Raw genomic sequence first — 22,238 nt, forward strand, 5'->3', positions numbered from 1 at the left:
CGCTACGACAGCTCGGTCGCGCGTCCGGGCGTCGTGAACCTGTACAACGGCTCCACGCGTGACATCAGCAGCTTCGCCAACGCGGGCGTCGGCCAGCAGGTGCAGCGCAGCGGTAGCACCACCGGTCCTTCGACCGCGCCGATCCCGCCGGTCCAGCAGGGCGAGCTGTGCCCGCAGTGCCGCACGCCGCGCGAGGCGCAGGCGCCGTTCTGCGAGGGCTGCCGGTACAACTTCCTGACGAACTCCCCCACCACCTACATACCGCCCGTCCCGCCGGGCGGCGGTCCCGGCCCCGAGCAGCGCCAGGCCGGCTACGGATTCCCGGGGCCCACCGCGCCCCCGTCCGGGCCCCCGCAGCAGAGCGGCGACTGGGTCCTCCCGCCGCCGAGCGCGCCGATGCAGCAGCCGATGTCCCACCCCATGGGACAGCAGATGCCCCCGCAGCAGGCCCCGCCCGGCTACCCGGGCATGCAGCAGCCCCCGCACCAGCAGCCGCCGCACCAGCAACCCGGGCACCATCAGCCGCCGCACCAGCAGCCCCCGCACCAGCAACACCAGCAGAACGCGGCCTGGATGGTGACCGTGGGCCCCGACCCCGGGTACTTCACGGCGATGATGCACCGCTCGGGCCCCGAGGCCGCGCAGCTGACGCTCCCGTCCTACGCGCCGGAGCAGCACGTGCGGCTGGCCGGGCCGCAGGTGACCATCGGCCGCCGCCGCCAGTCCACGGGCGAGTCCCCCGACATCGACCTGGGGCAGCCGCCCGAGGACCCCGGCGTCTCGCACCAGCACGCCCTCCTCGTCCAGCAGCCGGACGGGAGCTGGGCCGTGGTGGACCAGGACTCGACCAACGGCACCACGGTCAACGGGGCCGAGGACCCGATCCAGCCCTACGTCCCCGTGCCGCTCCAGGAGGGCGACCGTATCCACATCGGTGCCTGGACGACGCTGACCCTTTATCGCGGCTGACACCCCACCCGGCACTACTATCACCCGAGTGACTGACAACACCGCCGCGATCGCGGTCGAAGGACTGCGCAAGCGGTACGGGGACGTGCAAGCCGTGGACGGGGTGACGTTCGAGGTCGCCCGCGGCGAGTTCTACGGGATTCTCGGACCCAACGGGGCGGGCAAGACCACCACGCTGGAGATCGTCGAGGGGCTGCGCGAGCCCGACGAGGGGACGGCCAGGCTCCTGGGCGAGCCGTCCTGGCCGCGCAAGCCGCGCCTGCTGCGGCGCATAGGCGTCCAGCTCCAGGCGTCCGCGTTCTTCGACAAGCTCACCGCCCGCGAGCAGATACACACCTTCGCCGCCCTCTACGGCGTCCCGCCCCAGCGGGCGGACGCGATGCTGGAGACGGTCGGGCTCACCGAGAAGCGGGACGTCCGCGACGACAAGCTCTCCGGCGGCCAGGCCCAGCGCCTCTCCATCGCCTGCGCGCTCGTCCACGACCCTGAGCTGGTCTTCCTCGACGAGCCCACCACCGGGCTCGACCCCCAGGCCCGGCGGAACCTCTGGGACCTGCTGCGCGGGATCAACTCCACGGGGCGCACGGTCATCCTCACCACCCACTACATGGACGAGGCGGAGCTGCTCTGCGACCGCGTCGCCATCATGGACGCCGGCCGGATCCTGCGCGTCGGCCCCCCGGCCGAGCTGATCCGGGAGCTGGGCGTGGACACCCTGGAGGACGTCTTCCTCCAGATCACCGGACGGGAGTACCGCGAGTGAGCGCGTTCAAGAGCCTTTCGCGGGCCATGGTCCTGGGGCTGCTGCGGGACCGCACCGCCGTCTTCTTCATGCTGATCTTCCCGCTGATGTTCCTCGCGCTGTTCGGCGCGCTCTTCCAGAACGAGTCGGCGCCGCGGTCGAGTGTCATCCAGATCGGCGAGGTGGCGATCCTGGACGACATGGGCGCGGAGGGGTTCGCGGCGCTCGGCGACGCGCTGGAGGTCACCAGGTCCGCCGACCGCGAGGCGGCGCTGGAGGAGGTCAGCGACGGCGACGTGGACGCGGTGGTCTGGGAGGAGAACGGCGAGATCCAGCTCCGCTACTCCGCCGCCGACGCGGCGCGGGCGGGCACGGTCCAGGGCCTGATGCAGTCGATCGTGCAGAGCGCGAACGTCGCGGAGACGGGCCAGGAGCCGGCGTTCACGCTGGCCACCGAGCGGGTGGAGGATCGTTCCGTCAAGGCGATCCAGTTCCTCACGCCGGGGCTGCTCGGCTGGGCGGTGGCCATGGGCGCGTCGTTCATGTCGGCGTTCACGCTGGTCAACTGGCGCAAGAAGCGGATCCTGCGGAGGCTGTGGCTGGCGCCGATCAAGCCGAGCACGGTGATCAGCGCGCGGATCGGGGTCAGCCTGGCGCTGTCGTTCGTGCAGGTGGCGATCTTCCTGGCCATCGCCACGATCCCGTACTACGGACTCCAGCTGTCCGGCTCCTGGTGGCTGTGCCTGCCGCTCGTCGCGTGCGGAACGATGGCGTTCATGTCGATCGGCCTGCTCATAGGCGCCTGGGCCAACTCGGACGAGGCGGCCAACGGGGCCCTCCAGATCGTGATCATGCCGATGGCGTTCCTGTCCGGCTCCTTCTTCCCCACCGACGACATGCCGTCCTGGCTGAACGCGGTCTCGACGGTGATGCCGCTGAAGCATCTGAACGAGTCGATGATGGACGTCCTCTCCCGCGGCGAGAGCTGGGGCGCGGCCCTCCCGGTGATGGGCGGCCTGCTGCTGTTCACGGCCGTGGTGACGGCCATAGCGGCCCGCCTCTTCCGCTGGGACACGGCCTGAGCCCGTCCGCCCGGCGGGGGCGGGGTCAGTCGGGGGTGTTCACCATGGAGGCCGCCGCGTACACCAGGTAGTTCCACAGCTCGCGCTCGTGCTCGGGCGCCAGCCCGAGGCTGTCCACCGCGTCGCGCATGTGCGTCAGCCACGCGTCGTGCGCCTCGCGGTTCACGGTGAACGGCGCGTGGCGCATCCGCAGGCGCGGGTGACCGCGGTTGTCGCTGTAGGTCCGCGGGCCGCCCCAGTACTGCACGAGGAACAGCCGCAGCCGCTCCTCCGCTGGCCCCAGGTCCTCCTCCGGGTACATCGGCCGCAGGACCAGATCCCCGGCGACGCCCTCGTAGAAGCGGCGGACGAGCTTGCGGAAGGTCTCCTCGCCCCCGACCTGCTCATAGAACGACTGCTGCTGCTCGGTCACCCTCCCATGGTCGCAGACCCCCGCAAGCGCCCCCGCGGCCGGTCGCGTTACCCCCCGGCCACCTGCCCGTCCACCGCGGGCCGCGTGGACGCAGCCCCGCTGTCGTACGCTCCGCCCATGCCGGGCCAGGAGAACCGCTCCCGCCGAGGACCGTTCCGACGGCCGCGTCCCTCCGCTCTCTCCTGGACCGTCCTCCTCGCCACCGTCGCCTGGGCCGTGATGTCCTCCGCCCCCGCCACGGGCACCCCGTCCCCGCGCCGGCCGCCGACCGCGCCCGAGCCGGCGCTCTCGACGCCGTTCGAGCACCACGCCGAGGGGTACGCCTGCTTCCGCATCCCCGCCGTGGTCACCACCCCCCGCGGCACCCTGCTGGCCTTCGCCGAGGCCCGGCTGACGGACTGCGGCGACGTGGGCGACATCGACCTGGTGGTGAAGCGGTCCACCGACGGCGGCAGGACCTGGGGGGCCATGACCGTGCTGCGCGGGCGGCACACCGACGGCGGCTTCGGCAACCCGGTGCCGGTCGTGGACGCGGTCTCGGGCCGCGTCTCGCTGCTGTTCGCGCACAACGGCTGGGAGTGGGAGGACGGCGAGCGCGTCCGCGGACCGCGGTCCCTGCACAGCCTCTCCAGCGGCGACGACGGGCTGACGTGGACGGCGGGCGGCGTCCAGGCGCCGCTGAAGCCCACCGACTGGACGTGGGTCTCGGTCGGTCCCGGCCACGGCGTGCAGCTGCGTCGCGGCCCGCACGCCGGGCGGCTGATCGTGGCGGGCGACCACGACACCGCGGCGGGCAGGTCGGGGGCGCAGCTCTACTACAGCGACGACGGCGGCGTCACCTGGCGGCTCGGCGCGGTCCACGACGCCGACCGGGACGAGCCGCACCCGGGCGAGCTGACCGTGGTGGAGCTGGTCGACGGCTCGGTCTACGTCAACGCCCGCACCTCGCAGCCGGATCCGGGCCGTCACCGGCTGGCGGCGCGCAGCGAGGACGGGGGAGCGACGTTCGCCGGTGGCGGGTTCGCGCCCGTTCCCGGGCTCGCCGCCCCGCCCGTCTACGCCTCGCTGCTGCGCCTGCGCGCCACGGACGAGGGGGATCCGCGCAACCGGCTGGTGCTCTCCGCCCCGGCCAGGCCCGTTCCGCAGATCGCCACCCGCCGCAGGACCATGACGATCCGCTCCTCCTACGACGAGGGCGTGACCTGGCAGACCACGGCGACCTCGATCAACTTCGCTCGCGCCGGATACTCGGATCTCACCGAACTGATCACCGGCGAGATCGGGATCCTCTACGAGACGGGCGGGAACAGTCCGCACGGAACGATCACGTTCACCGCGTTCACCGTGGCCTCGCTCGACGGGGGCGTCCCGCGTCACGGGTTCTGCTACGCACCGCCCACGCCGCGGAGCGCCCCGTACTGGGGCTCGACGGACCGCGGGCCCGCCGCCGTCAGGGCCGCGGCCACGGTCAACCGCCGCACGCCCTCGGCACCACCGCGCTGGTCCCCGATCCGCCGCCCCCCGCCGGGCTAGGGCCCAGGGCCTAGGAGGCGGCGAACCGCGCGGGCGAGAACAGGTCGATGGGGTGGGCCGTCGCGCCGGTCAGCGCGAGGTCGGCCAGGATCTCGCCGACCACGGGAACGAACTTGAAGCCGTGCCCCGAGAACCCGCAGGCCACCGAGACGGAGGCGTGGGCGGGGTGGCGGGCGATGACGAAGTCGTCGTCAGGGGTGCTGGTGTAGAGGCAGGTCACGGCGCGCAGCAGGCGCCCGGCGAGGGTGGGGAGCCGGGGCGCGGCGTGGTCCGCGATCTCGGCAGCCTCCTCGGGGCGGACGGCGCGGTCGACCGTGTCCGCGGTCGTCGGCTCGCCCTGCCGGTAGAACGCCACCTTGGCGCCGCCCCCCGGACCGTCGATGGCCGGGAACCCGTAGAGCGTGCGGTCGTCGTGCCCGCCCGGCCCGTCCGCGCCGTCCCACAGGTAGACGGGGTGGCGCTCGGGCAGATACGGGCCGGTGCCGCCCTCGGGCTCGAACCAGTACATGATCTGCCGCTCCACGGTGAGCGGCAGGCCCAGATCCGCCAGCAGCCGGGGTGCCCAGGCGCCGGGGCAGATCACCAGGTGACCCGCGGTGTAGGTGCCGGCCGCCGTGGTGACCCGGACGCCCGCGCCGCCCGGCAGCTCGGCCCACCCGGTCACCGGCTCGTGGAAACGGAGGTCGGCGCCCGCCGCCGTGGCCCGTTCGAGCTGCGCGGTCACGGTCTCCTCGGGCCGCACCAGACCGGCGCGCGGCTCGAACACCGCCGCCAAGTCCTCGCCCGGGGTCAGGGTCGGGTAGCGCCGCCTGACCTCGCCGGCGGTCAGCAGCTCGTGCGGCAGGCCGAAGTCCTCGGCCGCCCGCAGGCTGCCGCGCACCATCGGGCCCTCGGGGTCGCCGATCACCAGCCCGCCGCAGAGCAGCGAGAGGTCGCGGCCCGTGGCGCGTTCCAGCCGCTCGAACAGCTCGTAGGAGCGCAGCAGCAGCGGAACGTAGGCGGTGCCCTCGAAGTAGGTCTGGCGAACGATGCGGGAGCCGCCGTGGCTGGAGCCCTGGTGGTGCGCCGGGCCGAAGCGTTCGAGGCCGAGCACCCGGGCGCCGCGCGCGGCGAGGTGGTCGGCGGCGGCGCTGCCCATGCCGCCGAGGCCGATCACGATCACGTCGTGGACGCCGTGGGCGCCGTGCGCGGGGGGCATGATCCCGTTCTCATCCCTTCAGCGGCGTGACGGCGAGGCCCGTCGGGCTTCCGGCGCGCCGCACCACGGTGGAGCCCAGGGGGGTGGCCAGCCGCAGCCAGGGGCCGCCGGTCAGCAGCTTGACCGGCGCGGAGGCGGGCAGGAAGCCGAGCGCGTGCGCCGCGTGCGCGGCGCGCAGCGGGAGCGCGGTGCCGGGCAGCGTGCGCGACCAGATCTCCTCGGCGAGGGCCTCCAGCGCGGCGCGGGTGCGTTCGCCCTCGGGCAGGCTCTCGCTGCGGGCCCGGAACTCGGCGACGACCGCGGCGACGGCGTCCCGGACCGGCGCGTGCTCCAGCTCGGCCAGCGCGCGCCAGCCGCCGCGCGGCGGCAGCACCCCCGCCCAGGAGGGTCCCGTCACCGGCTCCGGCACGGCGACGATGCCCCGCTCGTCGTCGATGGCCTCCAGGAGGGCGCCCACGGCGACGGTGATGTCCAGCGTGGCCGGGCGGAGCAGGCGGCAGGGCCGCACGGCCAGCACGCCGAAGCGGGCCGGCCTGGTGAACACGGCGATCACCTCGCCCTCGGCCCTGATCCGGGCCGCGGCGGTCCTGTCCCAGCGGAGCTGGCGGCCCAGGAACGCGGCGAGGTCGCCGGCCTCGCCCGGCACCGCGAAGTCGAGCCCTTGCGGTGGGGTCATGCGAGCGGGGCACTTCCCGCCGTGTCGTCCAGATACCTCTCCAGGAAGCCGCGCTCCACCTGGCTCAGCCGCCTCGGCCTGCCCTGGGCCAGGTCGTAGGGAACGATCACGGTGGAGGCGCGCGCGTACACCGCGGCGCCGTCCTTCACCTCGTAGCCGAGCGTGGCCGACGCGGCACCGATCTTGATCACCCACAGCTCGATCGCGACCGGATCCGGTCCGTGCACGAGCGGCTTGAGGTAGTCGATCTCATGCCGCGCCACCACGGAGCCGCCGGTGAAGGCGTCGGCCGCCGCCTCCCGCGCCAGCCGGAAGAAGAAGTCGATGCGCGACTCCTCCAGATAGCGCAGGAAGACGACGTTGTTGACGTGCCCGAAGGCATCCATGTCCGACCAGCGCAGGGAGCACCGGAACACGTACCGCACGTCAGCCCCGGGTCAGCTTCTTGTAGGAGGCGCGGTGCGGGCGGGCCGCATCCGCGCCGAGCCGCTCGATCTTGTTCTTCTCGTAGGACTCGAAGTTCCCCTCGAACCAGAACCACCGCGAGTCGCCCTCGTACGCCAGGATGTGCGTGGCGACGCGGTCGAGGAACCAGCGGTCGTGGGAGACGACGACGGCGCAGCCGGGGAACTCCAGCAGCGCGTTCTCCAGGGAGGAGAGCGTCTCGACGTCGAGGTCGTTGGTCGGCTCGTCGAGGAGCAGCAGGTTCCCGCCCTGCTTGAGGGTGAGCGCCAGGTTCAGCCGGTTGCGCTCGCCGCCGGAGAGGATCCCGGCCGGCTTCTGCTGGTCCGGGCCCTTGAAGCCGAAGGCGCTGACATAGGCGCGGGACGGCATCTCGACCTGGCCGACGTTGATGTAGTCGAGACCGTCCGAGACGACCTCCCACAGCGTCTTCTTCGGATCGATATTGGCCCGGGACTGATCGACATAGGAGATGTCCACGGTGTCGCCGACGCGCACCAGGCCGGCGTCCACCTGCTCCATGCCCAGGATCATCTTGAACAGGGTGGTCTTGCCGGCCCCGTTCGGACCGATGACGCCGACGATGCCGTTCCGCGGGAGGGTGAACGACAGCCCGTCCACCAGCACCTTGTCGCCGAACGCCTTCCGCAGCTTGTCGACCTCGACCACCACGTTCCCCAGGCGGGGGCCCGGCGGGATCTGGATCTCCTCGAAGTCCAGCTTCCTGGTCTTCTCGGCCTCCGCCGCCATCTCCTCGTAACGGGCCAGGCGCGCACGGGACTTGGCCTGCCTGCCCTTGGCGTTGGACCGGACCCACTCCAGCTCTTCCTTGAGCCGCTTGGCGCGCTTGGCGTCCTTCTGGCCCTCGACCTTGAGCCGGGTCTGCTTGGTCTCCAGGTACTTCGAGTAGTTCCCCTCGTAGACATAGGCGCGCCCGCGGTCCAGTTCGAGGATCCACTCGGCCACGTTGTCCAGGAAGTACCGGTCGTGGGTGATGGCCACCACGGTGCCCGGGTACTTGGCGAGGTGCTGCTCCAGCCACTGGACCGACTCGGCGTCCAGGTGGTTCGTCGGCTCGTCGAGGAGCAGCAGGTCCGGCTGCTCCAGCAGCAGGCGGCAGAGCGCGACGCGGCGCTTCTCGCCGCCCGAGAGGGTCGTCACGGACCAGTCACCGGGCGGGCAGCCCAGGGCGTCCATGGCCTGCTCCAGCTGGGCGTCCAGGTCCCAGGCGCCGGCGTGGTCCAGCTGCTCCTGGAGCTGCCCCATCTCCTCCATGAGCTCGTCGGTGTACTCGGTCGCCATCTGCTCGGCGATCTCGTTGAACCGGTCGAGCTTGCCCTTGGTCTCGGCCACGCCCTCCTGCACGTTCTCCAGGACGGTCTTCGACTCGTTCAGCGGGGGCTCCTGGAGGAGGATGCCGACGCTGTAGCCGGGGGTGAGGAAGGCGTCGCCGTTCGAGGGCTGCTCAAGGTCCGCCATGATCTTCAGCACGGTGGACTTGCCCGCGCCGTTCGGCCCGACGACGCCGATCTTGGCGCCGGGCAGGAAGCTCAGGGTGACGTTGTCGAGAATGACCTTGTCGCCGTGGGCCTTGCGCGTCTTGCGCATGGTGTAGATGTACTCAGCCAAGAGAAACCGTCCGGCAGATCAGTCAGTGGGTGGGGCGGGCACGTGTATCCATCCTGCCGCATGTCCGCGCCACGGCGGAAACCGGTGGCCCGGAGCCGCGTCCGCCCCGGTCCGGCATGGGCGGCGCGAAGGGGCGGGCAGCGCGAAGGGGCGGGCCCGGTGAAGGGCCCGCCCCTCGTGGTGCGGTGGTGCGGTGGTGCGATCGAGCCCGGCTCGCGCCGCGCTCGGTCAGGGTGTCACTCGCCCGCGGTGGCGGACTTGCGGCGGATGAAGAGCACCGCGCCCGCGCCCACGGCCAGCAGCGCCACGGCGATGCCGCCGATCATGACGGGGTTGCCGCCGCTGTTGCCGGTCTCGGCCAGGTCGGGGCCGTCATCCGCGGCGTCGCCGCCGCTGCCGCCGGTCGAGGCCGGGGCCGGCTCGTTGTCCGGGTTGTCCTCGGTGGAGCAGTCCAGGACGCCCGTGAACAGCCACGGCTCCTCGCCCTCCACCGGGTGGGCGATCTCGATCTCGTAGGCCTGGCCGTCCTCGACCGGGACCAGCACGGACTCGGCCGAGCCCGGGGCGACCTCGACGGTCTCGCCGGCCAGCTCGAACTCGAACGGCACGTCACCGGTGTTGTCGACGGTGACGTCGACGCCACCCTCGGCGCAGATCTGCTCGGCGGTCACCGCGACGGACGGAACGCCCTCGCCGGCCCAGTTGACGGAGGCGCCGGCCGTGACCGAGGACTCCGAGGAGCCGGCCAGGATCAGCGTCTGCGTCGGGACGTCGATGCCGGTGAAGGCACGGCCGACCGGGACCTGCGAGCTGGCGGTCGCGGTCAGGGCCGCGGTGCCGGGCTCGGCGTCGGCGGGCACCGAGAAGTACAGCTCGGTGCCGTTGGCCACCGCCTGGTCCTCGGCGATGAACTCGCCGTTGGCGTCCACGATGGTCACGCCCTGCTCCGCCGCGGCGGCGTCGGGGGTGACGAAGACCGACTCGGCGGTGGTGTTGACCGTCACCGGGCCGATGATCTGGCCCGGCTCGCCGGAGACCTGCGACGGGGACAGTTCGAGCGACGCGTTCGGCTCGGGAACGTCCTCGGCGCTCGACAGCAGCCACTCGGTGAGCAGCGCGGCGTTCTCGTTCTCCGGAACGGCGTCCACGCCGTCCGAGAGGTTCCAGATCGCCGCCTGCGTGCCCGCGGCGGCCTGGGTCTCGGTCAGCGACTCGGCGCCGACGGAGCCCGCGAGCCCCGCGAGGTCGTTGACGACCGGGTAGGAGTTCTGGAGGATCCAGTGGATCCGTCCGGCCTCGGGGTTCTCGTGCAGCGTCGAGGAGTCCCAGCCGGTCTCCCGGTACGCCGTCCCGTTCTGGGCGGGCGTGTTGAAGTCGATGCAGTAGGTCTGGAACGTGCCGCCGTCGTCGGCGGTCAGGTTGAACAGCCCACCCTGGATCGAGTGCTCCTGGCCATTCGGCATGGTCACATCGACCGTCTCGGCGATCTCGAGACCGTCCAGCGTGGCGATGACGCCGCCTGGGGTCTCGTCGGCGACCGCGGGGCCGCCCGTCGCGATCGCACCGGCGGCGAACATGCCGGTGGCGACTGCCGTGGCAGCGAGGCGGGGGGCTACCCGCCTGCGCGCAGAAATCATGTGTGTCCCCTCCACGGAATCACAGGGCGCAGCAGCCGCATCGGGCAGCCGCACGCTCATCACTATCCCCGTGCGTACGCTGGATCGTAGAGAGGCGGTTGGGGAAAGTCCCCGCTGGGCCCCCGACTTACACATTCCATGGGGGAATCGTTACCTCACGGCAGCCTCGACCGCCCGGCAATGCACGGACATTACCGGATGGTTGGGGACACCTCCGAACCACCGCTGGGCGACGCCGCGACGACGTAACGTTCCCTCACCTCCCGGTAGCGCATCAGCTCCGCCGCCACCGGCTCCAGGACCTGGCTGTGCCCGCGGTCGGCCGCGAGCCGCCGCAGCCGCCACTCCTCCTGCCTGCCCCACGCGTGGGCCGGGCCCCGGGCGGCGGCGGCGCCGCCCCAGGCCAGCAGCGGCCCGCCCACCGAGCCGCCGAGCAGCAAGGCCAGCGGCAGCCAACGCCCCACCACCGGCTGCCCGACCACCGCGGTCACCAGCCAGCACAGCCCGAGGAACTGCGCGGCCAGCAGCACCGCCTGCCCGGCCCCGGCCGCCGACCACCAGCGGGGGCGCGGCAGGGCGCCGGCCGGGTGCTCGTTCAGGGCGCTCTCCAGCGAACGCGGCAGCTCCTCGGCGCCGTGTCTGGCCGCGTCCCGCACGGCCCTGGCCCAGGGCTCGGGCAGCCCGTCGGAGGCGTCGGCGGCGAGCCGGCGCACGGCCTGCTCGACGGCGGCCCTGGCCACCACGGGCGGGGAGGCGGCGCGCAGCCGCTTGGCGGCGAGCGCCGGGGGCTCGCCACGGCGTTCGGCCTGGTGGATGGCGAGCCTGCGGACGGCCTGCGCCCAGGGCGTTCCGCAGGCCCGGTCCGCGCGGCGCAGCCAGCCGCGCTCCGCGGCCCGCCCGGCGGCCTGGGCGCCGACCGCGGTGGCGAGGCGGTCCTCGAACTCCTCCCGGGCCCGTGTGGTGAGCCCGACCGGGGCCTCGGCGCCGTCCGCGATGTAGACGGGGCCGAGCCGCCGGGCGACGCCGTCCACGTCGGCCGCGAGCCGCCGGGCCGCGGCGGTCCTGGCCGCCACCAACTCGCCGACGAGCTGGCGCAGTTCGGCCACGCCGTCGCCGGTGAGCGCCGAGACGGCCAGCACCCCGGCGCCCGGCTCGCCGTGCTCGCCGAGGGCCACGCCCCGTTCGTCCAGCAGCCGCCGCAGGTCGTCCAGGACGGCGTCCACGGCCTCGTCGGGCAGCCGGTCGGCCTGGTTGAGCACGATGAGCGAGACGTCGGCATGTCCGGCGAACGCGCCGAGGTAGCGCTCGTGGAGCACGGCGTCCGCGTACTTCTCGGGGTCCACCACCCAGATGACCGCGTCCACCAGGGCGAGCAGCCGGTCCACCTGGTCGCGGTGGGCGGTGTCGACGGAGTCGTGGTCCGGCAGGTCGAGCAGGATCAGGCCGCGCAGCGCGGTGTCCACCACGTGGGCCCGGCGGCGGGCCCTGGCCGGGATGGCGAGCCGCTCCAGCAGGCCGTCGGGGGTCTCCTCGTCACCCGCCTCCCAGGTGCAGGAGACCGCGGTGGCGGTGGTGGGGCGGCGCACCCCCGCCTCGGAGAGCTGGGCCCCGGCCAGCGCGTTGAACAGCGTGGACTTCCCGCTGCCCGTCGCCCCGGCGATGGCGACGGTGGTGTAGACGGTGGGCAGCCGGTCGCGGGCCGCGGCCTCGTCGAGCACCCGCCCGGCCTCGGCCAGCACCTCGTCGTCGAGGCGGGTCCTGGAGAGGCCGACCAACTCGCGCAACGCGCCCAGCCTGGCCTTCAGCGCGCCGCCTCCCGCGGCCCCCTCGGCCGGGGCGGCGACGGGGAGAGGGGCGGCGGGCGGCGCCTCGCCGGTGCCGGTGCCGGTGCCGGTTTCGCTTCGGGCCTCGGTGCCGGTGCCGGCGTGAGTGCCGGTGCGGGTGCGGGTGCCGGTGCCGCTTCCGGCGGGCAGGTCCACGTGCGTTTCGGCCATGACGGTGCCTCTCCTCCTGGCTGTTTCCTGCGGGGTGCCTTCTGACGCCGGTGCCGTCCCTAGGCGTGCTGGGCGCGGACGCCGGACAGGGCGGCGATCAGCTCGACCTGGGGCTCGGCGGTGATCGTGAGCGCGTGCAGGGGCGCGGCGCGGCGTTTGCGCTCCCCCGCGAGCGCGCGGTCCACGCAGCCGCGCACCTGCTTCGCGCCGTCCTCCCTCAGCCGGGACGCGTGGCGGGGCCCGAGCAGCCCGGCGAGCGTCTGCTGGGCGAGGTTCCCCGTGGAGCCGCCGAGCAGCGCCCCGGCCAGCAGCGCGGCGGTCTCCCCGTCGTCGGTCTCGTCCCCGCGCGCGCCCGCCGCGATGCGCGCCTCCTCGGCCAGTTCCTCCAGGCAGCGCCGCAGCCGCCGGACGAGGACCCCGATCCGTTCACGCACGCCCCCGTCGTGGTCCTCGCCGCCGACCGGGGCGCCCGGCTCGCGGTCCCAGGCCGCGGTGGTGTGCTCGTCGGCGGCGGAGACGGCCTCGACCAGCAGGCCGGTGAGCGCCTGACAGAGGGAGTCGAGCAGTTCCTCGCCGCTGACGTCCTCGGGGAAGGCCAGCCAGTGGGCGCGGGCCTCGCCGGTGAGCAGCCCGCCCCCGCCGAGGCAGGCGCGGACCCGGCGTTCGGCCTCCGCGTAGGCGTCGTCGAGCCGCTGGTCGAGGCGGACGGCGGCGGCGTACTGGGCGGCGCTCGCCCCGGCGAGTTCGGCCACGCGGGCGCGCAGGGAGCCGAGCGCGCCCCTGGCGGTGCGAGCGGCGGCGGCGGCGCGGGCCTCCGGGTCCTGGGCGCGCTGGGCGAGCCAGGCGCGCAGCGCGGCGACGGCGGTGGCGGGCAGCAGCCCCGAACCACCGGCGGATTCGGGCAGTTCGGGCACGGTGAACCGCGGGATGGAGCCGAGCCCCGACCGTTCGAGCAGGGCGCCGTAGTGGCGGGCGACCTCGGCGGCGATCTGGTGCGGCACGCGGTCGAGCACGGTGGCGAGGGTCACGTCGTACTCGCGGGCGCTGCGCAGCAGGTGCCAGGGAACGGCGTCGGCGTAGCGGGCGGCGGTGGTGACCAGGACCCAGATGTCCGCGGCACAGAGGAGATCGGCGGCCAGGTCGCGGTTGCCCTCCACCAGCGAGTCGACGTCGGGGGCGTCGAGCAGGGCGAGTCCGGCGGGCAGCGTGCGGGTGGCGACGATGGCGAGGGCGCCCGGCCCGTCGCTCTCCTGCCGGGGCCCGACCACGCGGCCGAGCTGCGGGAGCACCCGCCGGCCCGCGAACCACTGCTGGTCGTCGGGGTGGCAGACGAGCACGGGCATCCTGGTGGTGGGGCGCAGCACCCCGGCCTCGCTGACGCGCTTGCCCACAAGCGAGTTCACCAGCGTGGACTTTCCCGTTCCGGTGGACCCCCCGATGACGGCGAGGAGCGGGGCGTCCGGCTGGCGCAGGCGTGGCAGCAGATACCCGTCGATCTGGGCCAGCAGTTCCGCGCACGACCGCCGGGCGCGCTCGGCACCGGGCAGCTCCAGCGGGAAGCGCGCGGCAGCCAGTCGCTGCCTGAGAAGGGTCAGCGCGTCCAGCAGCTCGGGCCGTGCGTCCAAGATCGCCACATGCGCAGAATGCCCAATTTGGCGCTGTTTCCAAAGCATATTCCGCCGAACGCCGCCCCAAGCCGGACCCCGGGCGGCGCACCCCGGGCATAACGAGTACGCAACACCGCCCGCGGGAGCCCACAAAATCGCTGCGCACTCAGCGGGCGCCTGCGATTATCAGGGCGGCTTCACTGGATCTCCACACCACGGTGTTGCGGTGAAGCAACCGGGACCACCCCCTCGAAGCCCTATCCTGTGCGCGGCGAGGTCACCAAGGGGGCACCGTCCCAACGCCATGACCGATACCGGCCCCCGTAGCTCAGTGGATAGAGCAGGTGCCTTCTAAGCACTTGGCCGCAGGTTCGAGTCCTGCCGGGGGCACCACACAGATGGGAAACGAAGCCGCGCTGGTCTGGGCGGCGTGCATGGCGTGCTCGGCGGTCCGGGCGGTGGCGGTGATGGTGTCAGCACAGAGAATCACTCGACAGTGTGCCTTATTGGTGGCCTTGTCGTAGCGAATCTGGAGCCGGAAGGCTTCGAACATCCGTCGGCGCATGGCGTCCGGGAGTGCCGCGACCTCGCATCGTCCGGCGGGCAGGGCGTCAATGAGGGCAGGGTCCTGGCGGGCAGGTGCCGCTCGGCGAAGATCTACGATCTCGCTCTCCTTGATCCGGATGCGCTCATCGAGCTCGGCGACGCGCGCCTGAACCCCGTGAACAAATCGCCGGTCGGGGTCGTCGGCGAGCTCCAGGACGTGGAACTGACGGTCGCGCCGCTGGGTCAGGTCCGCACGCGCCGCACACAGGGCCTTCTCACGTTCCGCGTGGCGGTGTCTGTCCGCTTCGTCGGACGCTGGGAGCGCAGCGGCCAGCGCGTCGCGCCTGTCCGGTCCGAAGACGCGCTCTGCGAAGAAGGAGTGAAGGGCATCCAGGAGAAAGGCTTCCTTGATCCACAGACTCTTGGGGTGGTTCTCCGGGATATAGCCGGGTTTGGGAGCACAGACGTAGAAGCTGGTGTCCCGTCTGTTCTTACCGAACATGCGGCGGTTGCAGATGGCGCAGAAGAGGAACGAGCGCAGGGCGTAGGTGCGGGCGGTCTGGGGGTGCGCGGTGTTCGGGCCGGGCTCGCTGCGTGAGCGTTCGCGCAGCTCCCCCACGGACTGGGCCTGGACGAAGGTGTCCAGAGAGACGAGCGGGGGGTGAGTCGGCTGTGGTGACCACACCCAGTCCTCGATGGGGTTGTTCTTGCCGCCCCGCGTCTTTCTGGCGCGCCGGTTCCAGACCATGTGCCCGGTGTACTTGGGGTTGGTGAGAACGTCTCGGACGTTGGACTGCGTCCAGTGGCCGACCGCCCTGGCCGGGTCCGGCGGGCACGGCGGAGGGTTGACGTCGAGGTCTTCGTTGAGGCGGTCGGCGATCGCCCGCCTGCTGAGGCGTTCGACGGTCCGCCATTCGAAGATCTTGCGGACGGCCGGGGCGCAGGGTGGGTCGGGGGTGAGGCGGATCTTGACCTTGCCTTCGCTGCGCCGGGCGGGGACGGGATGGGGAACGTGGTCGGCGGCGTAGCCATAAGGCGGCTTGCCGACGTTGTAGCCCTGGATGGTGTGCTCTTCGAAGCCGCCCCAGGCTTTCTCCAGCATCTCCAGGACGTACCACTCGGCCACGCCCTGCTTCACCCGGCGGGTGAGGACCTGTGTGGCCTTCCTTGTGCGCGAGCCGGTGAAGTTGACCGGTTCGTCTGCGGCGAGCAGGGGGACCCCGGCGGCCTCAAGACGATGCTCGATGAGTGTGCCGAAGTACGTGCGGCGGGCCACACGCTCGATGGATTCGCAGATGACGGCATCGAAGCGGGGCTCGCCAGTCTCGGCCAGTGCGAGGAGGTCTTGGATGCCGCCGTCGCGGGGCACGGGGATGTCGAAGCGTTCGTGGCCCCGCCCGTGCCCCCGTGCGGCCAGGTCTTTGCGGCCGGACTCGATGTCGTAGTAGAAGCCGACGATCACGACGCCCGGCGGCAGGATCGACTGGCAGCTGCGTACCTGGCGTGGGAGGGAGATCGTCGGGTCTTGCTTGTCCTCGGTCGAGGTGCGGCCCAGAAAGATCAGCCGAGTCAGTCCGGCGCCGGCCCCTGGGCCGTTACCTCCTCCAGGTCGGGGGCGGGGTCCGCGTGCGGCGAGGAGAAGCTCCCCCGGGTGCGTCCCCGGTGCTCTTGAATCCATGTCATGACCTCCACGAGAACGTGACCCTGGAGCGCGCGCAGCGTCTGGGCCTCCTCGCCGGTGGCCAGGACGACCTCGAAGTTCACAGCAGGCGCCCCTGACCTGCGAATACGTGGTGGACCGTAGCTCGATGGGGGCACAGAGCGGACCGTCCGCACGGGGCCCTTTTCCGTCCGGTCGCCGGAGCGTTCAGCGGCCGTCACCGCGGCTGCCTGTGCCGTCTGCACCGAGTCTCGTTCCGCTGACGTGGAGGCCGTTGATGTCGCGCGGCGGCTTCCCGGGTGGCGGGAGAAGCCGGTCAGTGCCCGGCCCCCGCGTCCGGGCGCCCGTGACGGGGAGCTGCCGCGCAGGTGCGGACGCGGGTGCGGGACGGTGTCGACCGCCGGGGTCGGGTGCGCTGGGTGCGGGCGGGGGTGTGGGTTCCGGGCTTGCGGAAGATGAGGACGTCTTCCTGGGCGATGAGGTGGAGGGGGAGGCCCTGTCGGCGGGCGTCGCGGATGTTCTTCATCTGGAAGAAGGAGGGGCGCAGGACGAGGTGGTCGTCGCGGATGCCGGCGAGGAGGGCGGCGCAGCGTTCGACGGGGATGAGTCCGGCGTGGCGGCCTGCGGCGAGGACGGCGGTGGGGAGGTCGATGAGTTCGCCGCGTTGGCGCCAGGGGCGGGCGGTGACGGCGACGGTTCCGCCGGGGCGCAGGAAGAGGGTGGCTTGTCGGAGGATGTGGGTGAAGGCGGCCAGGAGGTGGTCGGTGCTGGCGTGGGCGAGGTTGCGGGGGTCGCGGCCGTAGCGCGCGTTGCGCTTGGTCACTCCTGGGGTGCCGGTCTCGCCGGTGGAGCGGACGTGGCCGTGGGCCGAGTCGCCGTAGGGTGGTGAGGTGACGACCAGGGCGGCCTCGCCTCGGTAGGAGGGGTCGAGGAGGGTGTCGAGGTGGCGGGCGTCGCCCTGGACGACTTCTCCCCGGCCTGCGCGCATGTGGTCCATGGCGTGATGGAGGTTGGCGCGTGCCACGTCGGCCCAGCGGCGTTCGTACTCGGTGCCGACGGCATGGCGGCCGAGGTGGATGGCTTCGACGAGGGTGGTGCCGATGCCGCACATCGGGTCCAGGACGAGATCGCCGGGCTGGGTGTAGCGGCGGATGGCGTGGGCGGCGATGGCCGGGAGCATCTTGGCGGGGTGGGCGGAGCTGCCGGGCAGGTAGCGGCCCTGGCGCTGGTGAGGGGCGGAGGTGGGGGCGGTGTTCCACACCGAGTACGGCACGAGCGTCTCCTGCTTGGGTTCGGGGGCTGCGAGCGGTGCGGTGTGGTTCAGGCAGGGGCGAAGAGCAGGAGATCGGTGTGGATGGGCCGGTGGCGCCACGCCGGAGTCGTGCTCACGTCGGGGGCGTCGTCGGTGGGGTGGAGGCGGTTGCCGCTGGCGGTGGCGTGGACGATGAGGATGTGCTGCCGATAGACGAACCCGGCGGCGCGGGCACAGGCGATCAGCCGGCCACACGGGTCGATGAGTTCACCGTTCTCGCGGTGCTGCTGACGGCACGCGGTCAGCAGGATGCCGCCGCGCCGCAGAAGACGGTGGACGCGGTAGAAGAAGCCCGGCAGCCCCTCCTCCGCCCCGCCGGTGAACGGCCCGCCCGGTTCAGTGGCCACCGCCAATTCGGGAGGTAGCTGAGCGAGGACCACTGGCCACCCCCTTGGCGTTCCCGAAACCGGGCTCGTCGGCAGGTGCCGGGCACGGGCGTCCATGCCCGCTTCGGCGTCGGCGATGTCGAGGTGCAGCAGCGGCCTCGACTCGCCTCCCGGCTGGCGAGCGAACTCGTAGCGGATCCGGCTGATGGCCCAGCTCGGGACCACAAGATCCGGGTGCGCGGGTTCACCGCTCGCCCCGCTGGATACAGCGGGAGCAAGCCAGACGGTGGGCGGAGGGCCCGCGGTGACACGAACGGGGCGCTGATATGAAGGGGTCATTCCAGCAAGGGCGCCCGGCAAGGTCTCATGTGATTCGCGCTGACACCTCTATAGAGACTTCACAGCGTGCATTGTGTCGTCACCAAGCCGGTAGTTCCCCCGAACGGACCCTTTGCCCCTCTGGCGAAGTCGCTGGTCACAGACCGATCTGCCGTCGCTTGACCACGGCCGGATCACGCGAGCCTTCGGGCCCGTACCCCCAGCTCCGCGACGCCGTTATCGGCGTCGGCGGGCGGGCCGGATCAGGGTGTGCAGGCCACGCCGGAGCCGGGGCAGGACGGTGCCCTTCGGTCGGCTCGGCCGGGCGGGAGCAGGCGGTCTCCCGCCGGCCGCGGGAGGCGTTCAGCTCAGGTAGTTGGTGATCGCGGTGAGCAGCGCGATGGTGACACCGATGACGGCTGCGAGGCCGGGGCGCGGAGCCCGCAGTTGTAGGCCGCCGATCCGCAGTTCGAGGTAGGCCGACCGTTCCTGTTCTGGCTGGACTTGGGTGCTCGCACCCATGACACGGTCGCGTGTCCGGCTCGGTGCGGAAGCTGAGGCCAGGGTGGTGCTGGGACATGCTGAGCTCCTTCGTGGGAGGGGCGACCGACGGGGTGTTCCGCCGGGAATCGCAGCATGACGCAGCGAGTAGCTAGTGCTGTGGCCGTTTAGGTTGCCGGGTTGGTCAGGCTGCGGGTGTGAGGGGGCGTCTGCCCCAGCGGATGCCCTTTTCGCTGCGGATGCGGGCGCGTTCTCGGCGTTGGGCGGTGAGCACGTCGGGGTGGCGGGCGTTGGCGTTGCGCCAGCGCAGGTAGGCGTGCAGTGCCTGGGTCTGCGCGGGGTGGCTGCGGTGGTGGGAGTTGGCCAGGGTGAACTGCCGCAGCGGGCCGAAGTGGGCTTCGATCGGGTTGGCCCAGGAGGCGTAGGTCGGGGTGAAGCACAGCTCGACCTTGTTCCTGTCCGCCCAGCGGCGGATCGTCGCTCCGGTGTGGGCGGACAGGTTGTCCAGGACGATGTAGACCGGGGCCCCGTCCGGGCGGGCCGCACGGATCGATTTCAGGACTGCCAGGGTGTTCGCGGTTCCCTTGCGGCGGTTGTTGACGCCCCACAGCCGGTCATCGCCGACCGAGTAGCAGCCGTGGAAGTAGGTGACGCCGTGGGTGCGGCGGTAGGTCGCCGGCAGGCGGTCGGGCCTGCCCTGCTTCGCCCAGCACGACCCCGCGGTGGGCCGGATCCCCAGGGGGCCGAACTCGTCGAATGCGAAGACCCGGTCCGGGAAACGCTGGGTCACCTGCTCGATCCGGTCGAGCTTGGCGTCGCGTTCGCGGTCGGGGGATTCCTTCCACGTCTTGGTGCGCTGGAAGGTCACCCCGCGGCGGGCGAGCAGGCACCGTAAGGCCTCACGGCCGATGCGGATCATATGGCCGGGCACACGGCGCAGATAGGCAGCGAGTTTGCGGATCGACCAGCGGGTGAAAGGCTGCCCGAGCCGGGCGGGGCGGGTGGTGGCCGTCTGGACGACGAAGTCCTCCTCATCATCATCGAGCAGGCGGGGACGGCCTCCCGCCCACCGAGGGTCCAGGCACGCCAGGCCGATCTCGTTGAACCGGTGGATCACCTCCCGCACCGTGTCCTCGTCGGCCTGGACCAGCTGGGCGATCACCGGGACGCGGTTCCCGCCGGCGGACGCCAGCAGCATCATCGCCCGCCGGTAGCGCACCGAACTGGTGCTGCCCCGGCGCACGATCTGCTGCAGTTTCCGCCCTTCCTGATCGGTCAGTCTGCGCACCCGCACAGGCTCGGCCACCACACCTCCAGCGGTCGCAACAAACGTCACTGCCCATCCAACCGCCACGACCACCAACCCGTGAACCTTCCCGGTCACAGCACTAGGGGTGATGAGGAACCCCACACCAGGAGGTCGAGGAGCTCGCTCCGCTTCCCGTGTTGCGAACCCTCTAGGGGTGATGAGGAACCCGCACCGGTGTCCTGCCCCCCACGCTGCTGGCCGGTTGCGAACCCTCTAGGGGTGATGAGGAACGTGAACTCTGGCGGCTGCTCGGTCATGACTGTCCCCGTTGCGAACCCTCTAGGGGTGATGAGGAACGATAGGCCCCCTCCCCGGAGGGGGCCCATTTGCGTGTTGCGAACCCTCTAGGGGTGATGAGGAACGCGAAGTACCTCGGGAACCAGCTGTTCTGGCACCACGTTGCGAACCCTCTAGGGGTGATGAGGAACCAGCGTTCCCGTGAGCATGTAGAACCTGCCCGATCGGGTTGCGAACCCTCTAGGGGTGATGAGGAACGGGCACCAGGACCCCGCGTGCGACCTCCGGAGACATGTTGCGAACCCTCTAGGGGTGATGAGGAACCAGTCACCCCTTCCAAGGGACTGGGAAGCGCGGAGCGGTTGCGAACCCTCTAGACGAGTAAGTCCTATGTGATCAGTGATCGAAGGCGATAAGCGACCTGGTCGTGGATGCGCCGGTGTGGTGGTTGTGCCAGATCGCGGTGACCATGGCCAGGACTCTCTGGGCGACGCGGACGGCGACGCCTTCGAAGGTCCGGCCGCCGTGCTGTTCCAGCCCGAGCTGGCCTTTGAGGGTGTCGTTGACGGACTCGATGAGCTGGCGGACCGACTTCAGCATCGGCTCGCCCGGCCGGGTCTTCTCCCGCTTGAACGATGGCCGCAACAGGGTGACACCTCGGCTGGCCAGGTCGGATTCGAACTCCTTGGAGGCGAAGCCCTTGTCCGCGATCAGCAGCTGTCCAGGTCGGTCGGCGGTCAGTTGCGGCTCGCGGTCGAGCATCGCGGCCAGCACCTCGCGCTCGTCGATCTTTGGGCTGGCCAGGGCCCAGGTGATCGGCATGCCGGCAGGGGTGCAGACGAGGAAAAGCCGCAGGCCCCAATACCACCGGCTGTGCGAGCGGCAGAAGCCGTAGCCGGCCCAGCCGGCCAGCTGTGAGCGCTTGACCGTGGGGCGGGACCGGCCGCACTCCACCGGGGTGGAGTCGGTGATCCACACGTCGTCGAACCAGAAGGCCGTGTCCGTGGCCAACTCCCGGGTGATCCGTTTGACCAGCGGCAACGCTGCTCGCAACCGTTTGTTGTAGCCGGACTGCTGAGGGATGTAGGGGAACATGCTGGTGAGGTGTTTGCGGGCGAACCGCAGCCAGCGGGTTTCGGAGTGGAAACCAAGCACGGCCTGCGCGACCGCGAGGCAGACGAGCTCGGAGTCGCTCAGGCGAGGTGGCCTGCCCATCCACCGGATCCCTCCGATCTCGTCATCGATCTTCACGTACAGTGCGGTCAAGAGGGTGTTCAGGTCTTGCGTCACAACATGATCTTGAACACCCTCTCCTCATGCCTGATCACCGGCCCCAGACATAGGACTTACTCGTCTAGGGGTGATGAGGAACACGGCAGCTCCCGCCCGTCGCCCGTCTCCGGAAGCGGTTGCGAACCCTCTAGGGGTGATGAGGAACTGCATACCACCGCGGATGGTGTGCCCGTCTGTTTCCAGTTGCGAACCCTCTAGGGGTGATGAGGAACGGCGCCCCCCGGCTGCATGTGGCTGCCGGACGCCGCGTTGCGAACCCTCTAGGGGTGATGAGGAACCCCCGGGCCTCCGGCAGGCTCATGCCGTTCTGCGCGTCGGGTTGCGAACCCTCTAGGGGTGATGAGGAACGGGAACACAAAAACCCCGCCGCACCAATCTCGACAGGATGTTGCGAACCCTCTAGTGTCCTGCGCCGGAAATCCTGGCGATATATTCAGCTAAGGAGTTGAGGATTTCGTCGGCGGTCTTGGTCCACGTGAACGGTTTGGGGTCCTCGTTCCAGGTCCGGATCCAGCTGCGGATGTCGGCTTCGAGGGCCTGCACGGATGTGTGGCTGCCGCGGCGGATGAGGTTGTCGGTCAGGTGCCCGAACCATCGCTCGACCTGGTTGATCCAGCTGGAGCCGGTGGGTGTGAAATGGGTGTGGAAACGGGGATGCCGAGCGAGCCACGCCTTGACCGCGGGCGTCTTGTGGGTGGCGTAGTTGTCACAGATCAGATGGACGTCGAGTTCGGCCGGTACGGCTTTGTCTATCTTCACCAGGAACTTCTTGAACTCCACGGCCCGGTGACGGCG

The 22,238-nt window shown here is 71.5% G+C and carries 20 protein-coding genes, 1 tRNA gene, 1 pseudogene and 1 CRISPR repeat array; of the genes and pseudogenes, 7 read left to right on the forward strand and 15 right to left on the reverse strand.

Features of this window, described 5'->3' with window-relative positions; genetic code table 11:
* Positions 1-99 precede the first annotated feature (99 nt).
* From ADY01_RS14785 to ADY01_RS14795, 3 genes are read left to right on the forward strand one after another with little or no spacing between them, the layout of a single operon-like run.
* A complete protein-coding gene (locus ADY01_RS14785; RefSeq protein WP_420715712.1) occupies positions 100-969 on the forward strand; it encodes an FHA domain-containing protein in 870 nt (289 codons plus the stop codon).
* A 28-nt stretch (positions 970-997) separates the two neighbouring features.
* Entirely contained in the window at positions 998-1,732 is a 735-nt protein-coding gene (locus ADY01_RS14790) for an ABC transporter ATP-binding protein (RefSeq protein WP_049572220.1), read from the forward strand.
* Positions 1,729-2,793 carry an ABC transporter permease gene (locus tag ADY01_RS14795; RefSeq protein WP_107081729.1) on the forward strand — a complete coding sequence of 355 codons (1,065 nt, stop codon included), beginning with the start codon at positions 1,729-1,731 and terminating at the stop codon, positions 2,791-2,793. Before ADY01_RS14790 ends, ADY01_RS14795 begins: the two co-directional genes overlap by 4 nt.
* Before the next feature lie 25 nt (positions 2,794-2,818).
* On the opposite strand, the gene ADY01_RS14800 is transcribed toward ADY01_RS14795, so the two are convergent.
* Complete coding sequence (locus tag ADY01_RS14800; RefSeq protein WP_049572223.1) at positions 2,819-3,205, reverse strand: globin; 387 nt, start codon at positions 3,203-3,205, stop codon at positions 2,819-2,821.
* A 117-nt stretch (positions 3,206-3,322) separates the two neighbouring features.
* On the opposite strand from ADY01_RS14800, the gene ADY01_RS14805 reads away from it, so the two are divergent.
* Positions 3,323-4,738, forward strand: coding sequence for a sialidase family protein (locus tag ADY01_RS14805; protein WP_159001218.1), 1,416 nt, complete (start codon positions 3,323-3,325; stop codon positions 4,736-4,738).
* Between the two features lie 10 nt (positions 4,739-4,748).
* Here the strand turns inward: ADY01_RS14805 and solA are convergent, their stop codons facing one another.
* The 7 genes from solA to ADY01_RS14840 form a co-directional block, all read right to left on the reverse strand.
* Positions 4,749-5,936 (reverse strand): N-methyl-L-tryptophan oxidase, encoded by a 1,188-nt coding sequence (solA, locus tag ADY01_RS14810; protein WP_049572225.1) that lies wholly within the window; start codon positions 5,934-5,936, stop codon positions 4,749-4,751.
* A 10-nt stretch (positions 5,937-5,946) separates the two neighbouring features.
* Complete coding sequence (locus tag ADY01_RS14815; protein WP_049572228.1) at positions 5,947-6,612, reverse strand: hypothetical protein; 666 nt, start codon at positions 6,610-6,612, stop codon at positions 5,947-5,949.
* Positions 6,609-7,037, reverse strand: coding sequence for an acyl-CoA thioesterase (locus ADY01_RS14820; protein WP_107081730.1), 429 nt, complete (start codon positions 7,035-7,037; stop codon positions 6,609-6,611). Before ADY01_RS14820 ends, ADY01_RS14815 begins: the two co-directional genes overlap by 4 nt.
* Position 7,038: 1 nt before the next feature.
* Positions 7,039-8,703 carry an energy-dependent translational throttle protein EttA gene (gene ettA / locus ADY01_RS14825; RefSeq protein ID WP_049572231.1) on the reverse strand — a complete coding sequence of 555 codons (1,665 nt, stop codon included), beginning with the start codon at positions 8,701-8,703 and terminating at the stop codon, positions 7,039-7,041.
* A gap of 236 nt (positions 8,704-8,939) precedes the next feature.
* Complete coding sequence (locus ADY01_RS14830) at positions 8,940-10,280, reverse strand: thioester domain-containing protein (protein ID WP_234320235.1); 1,341 nt, start codon at positions 10,278-10,280, stop codon at positions 8,940-8,942.
* 251 nt (positions 10,281-10,531) lie between these two features.
* Complete coding sequence (locus tag ADY01_RS14835; RefSeq protein ID WP_053170848.1) at positions 10,532-12,334, reverse strand: GTPase; 1,803 nt, start codon at positions 12,332-12,334, stop codon at positions 10,532-10,534.
* 59 nt (positions 12,335-12,393) lie between these two features.
* Positions 12,394-13,968, reverse strand: a complete 1,575-nt coding sequence (locus ADY01_RS14840; RefSeq protein WP_078900316.1) for a GTPase domain-containing protein — start codon at positions 13,966-13,968, stop codon at positions 12,394-12,396.
* 290 nt (positions 13,969-14,258) lie between these two features.
* Between ADY01_RS14840 and ADY01_RS14845 the strand changes: the two genes are divergently transcribed.
* Positions 14,259-14,334 (forward strand) — tRNA-Arg (locus ADY01_RS14845).
* A gap of 37 nt (positions 14,335-14,371) precedes the next feature.
* Positions 14,372-15,085 carry a hypothetical protein gene (locus tag ADY01_RS40560; protein ID WP_159001220.1) on the forward strand — a complete coding sequence of 238 codons (714 nt, stop codon included), beginning with the start codon at positions 14,372-14,374 and terminating at the stop codon, positions 15,083-15,085.
* 81 nt (positions 15,086-15,166) lie between these two features.
* On the opposite strand, the pseudogene ADY01_RS41560 reads toward ADY01_RS40560, so the two are convergent.
* Positions 15,167-15,409: pseudogene (locus tag ADY01_RS41560) on the reverse strand (recombinase family protein); the annotation flags it as partial.
* Between ADY01_RS41560 and ADY01_RS41565 the strand changes: the two are divergent.
* Entirely contained in the window at positions 15,290-16,159 is an 870-nt protein-coding gene (locus ADY01_RS41565; protein WP_324612942.1) for a hypothetical protein, read from the forward strand. The pseudogene ADY01_RS41560 and the gene ADY01_RS41565 sit on opposite strands and share 120 nt — an antisense overlap.
* 304 nt (positions 16,160-16,463) lie before the next feature.
* Here the strand turns inward: ADY01_RS41565 and ADY01_RS14860 are convergent, their stop codons facing one another.
* The 6 genes from ADY01_RS14860 to ADY01_RS36320 form a co-directional block, all read right to left on the reverse strand.
* On the reverse strand, positions 16,464-17,420 hold the full coding sequence (locus ADY01_RS14860; protein ID WP_049572241.1) for a TRM11 family SAM-dependent methyltransferase: 957 nt from the start codon (positions 17,418-17,420) through the stop codon (positions 16,464-16,466).
* Positions 17,421-17,467: 47 nt separating this feature from the next.
* Positions 17,468-18,010 carry a hypothetical protein gene (locus ADY01_RS40565; RefSeq protein WP_234320236.1) on the reverse strand — a complete coding sequence of 181 codons (543 nt, stop codon included), beginning with the start codon at positions 18,008-18,010 and terminating at the stop codon, positions 17,468-17,470.
* A gap of 456 nt (positions 18,011-18,466) precedes the next feature.
* Entirely contained in the window at positions 18,467-18,625 is a 159-nt protein-coding gene (locus ADY01_RS39120; RefSeq protein ID WP_159001222.1) for a hypothetical protein, read from the reverse strand.
* 163 nt (positions 18,626-18,788) lie between these two features.
* Positions 18,789-19,910, reverse strand: coding sequence for an IS630 family transposase (locus tag ADY01_RS14870; RefSeq protein ID WP_049572247.1), 1,122 nt, complete (start codon positions 19,908-19,910; stop codon positions 18,789-18,791).
* Positions 19,911-20,049: 139 nt separating this feature from the next.
* A CRISPR array of direct repeats spans positions 20,050-20,475; the repeat unit is 30 nt; unit sequence GTTGCGAACCCTCTAGGGGTGATGAGGAAC.
* A 71-nt stretch (positions 20,476-20,546) separates the two neighbouring features.
* Positions 20,547-21,440: an IS982 family transposase gene (locus ADY01_RS14875; RefSeq protein ID WP_049572250.1), complete on the reverse strand. Its 894-nt coding sequence runs from the start codon at positions 21,438-21,440 to the stop codon at positions 20,547-20,549.
* A gap of 402 nt (positions 21,441-21,842) precedes the next feature.
* Positions 21,843-22,238 (reverse strand): transposase (locus ADY01_RS36320; RefSeq protein ID WP_420715711.1); only part of this gene is annotated, 396 nt, incomplete at its 5' end.

This window comes from Streptomyces sp. SBT349 (genome assembly GCF_001083795.1).
Lineage (GTDB): Bacteria > Actinomycetota > Actinomycetes > Streptomycetales > Streptomycetaceae > Streptomyces.

What these genes read in the sequence shown, in the direction of transcription:
- ADY01_RS14805 (WP_159001218.1), top strand. Translation starts at nt 3,323, where the DNA reads ATGCCGGGCCAGGAGAACCGCTCCCGCCGAGGACCGTTCCGACGGCCG.
- ADY01_RS14815 (WP_049572228.1), bottom strand. Translation starts at nt 6,612, where the DNA reads ATGACCCCACCGCAAGGGCTCGACTTCGCGGTGCCGGGCGAGGCCGGC.
- ADY01_RS39120 (WP_159001222.1), bottom strand. Translation starts at nt 18,625, where the DNA reads ATGGGTGCGAGCACCCAAGTCCAGCCAGAACAGGAACGGTCGGCCTAC.
- ADY01_RS14830 (WP_234320235.1), bottom strand. Translation starts at nt 10,280, where the DNA reads ATGTTCGCCGCCGGTGCGATCGCGACGGGCGGCCCCGCGGTCGCCGAC.
- ADY01_RS14835 (WP_053170848.1), bottom strand. Translation starts at nt 12,334, where the DNA reads ATGGCCGAAACGCACGTGGACCTGCCCGCCGGAAGCGGCACCGGCACC.
- solA (WP_049572225.1), bottom strand. Translation starts at nt 5,936, where the DNA reads ATGCCCCCCGCGCACGGCGCCCACGGCGTCCACGACGTGATCGTGATC.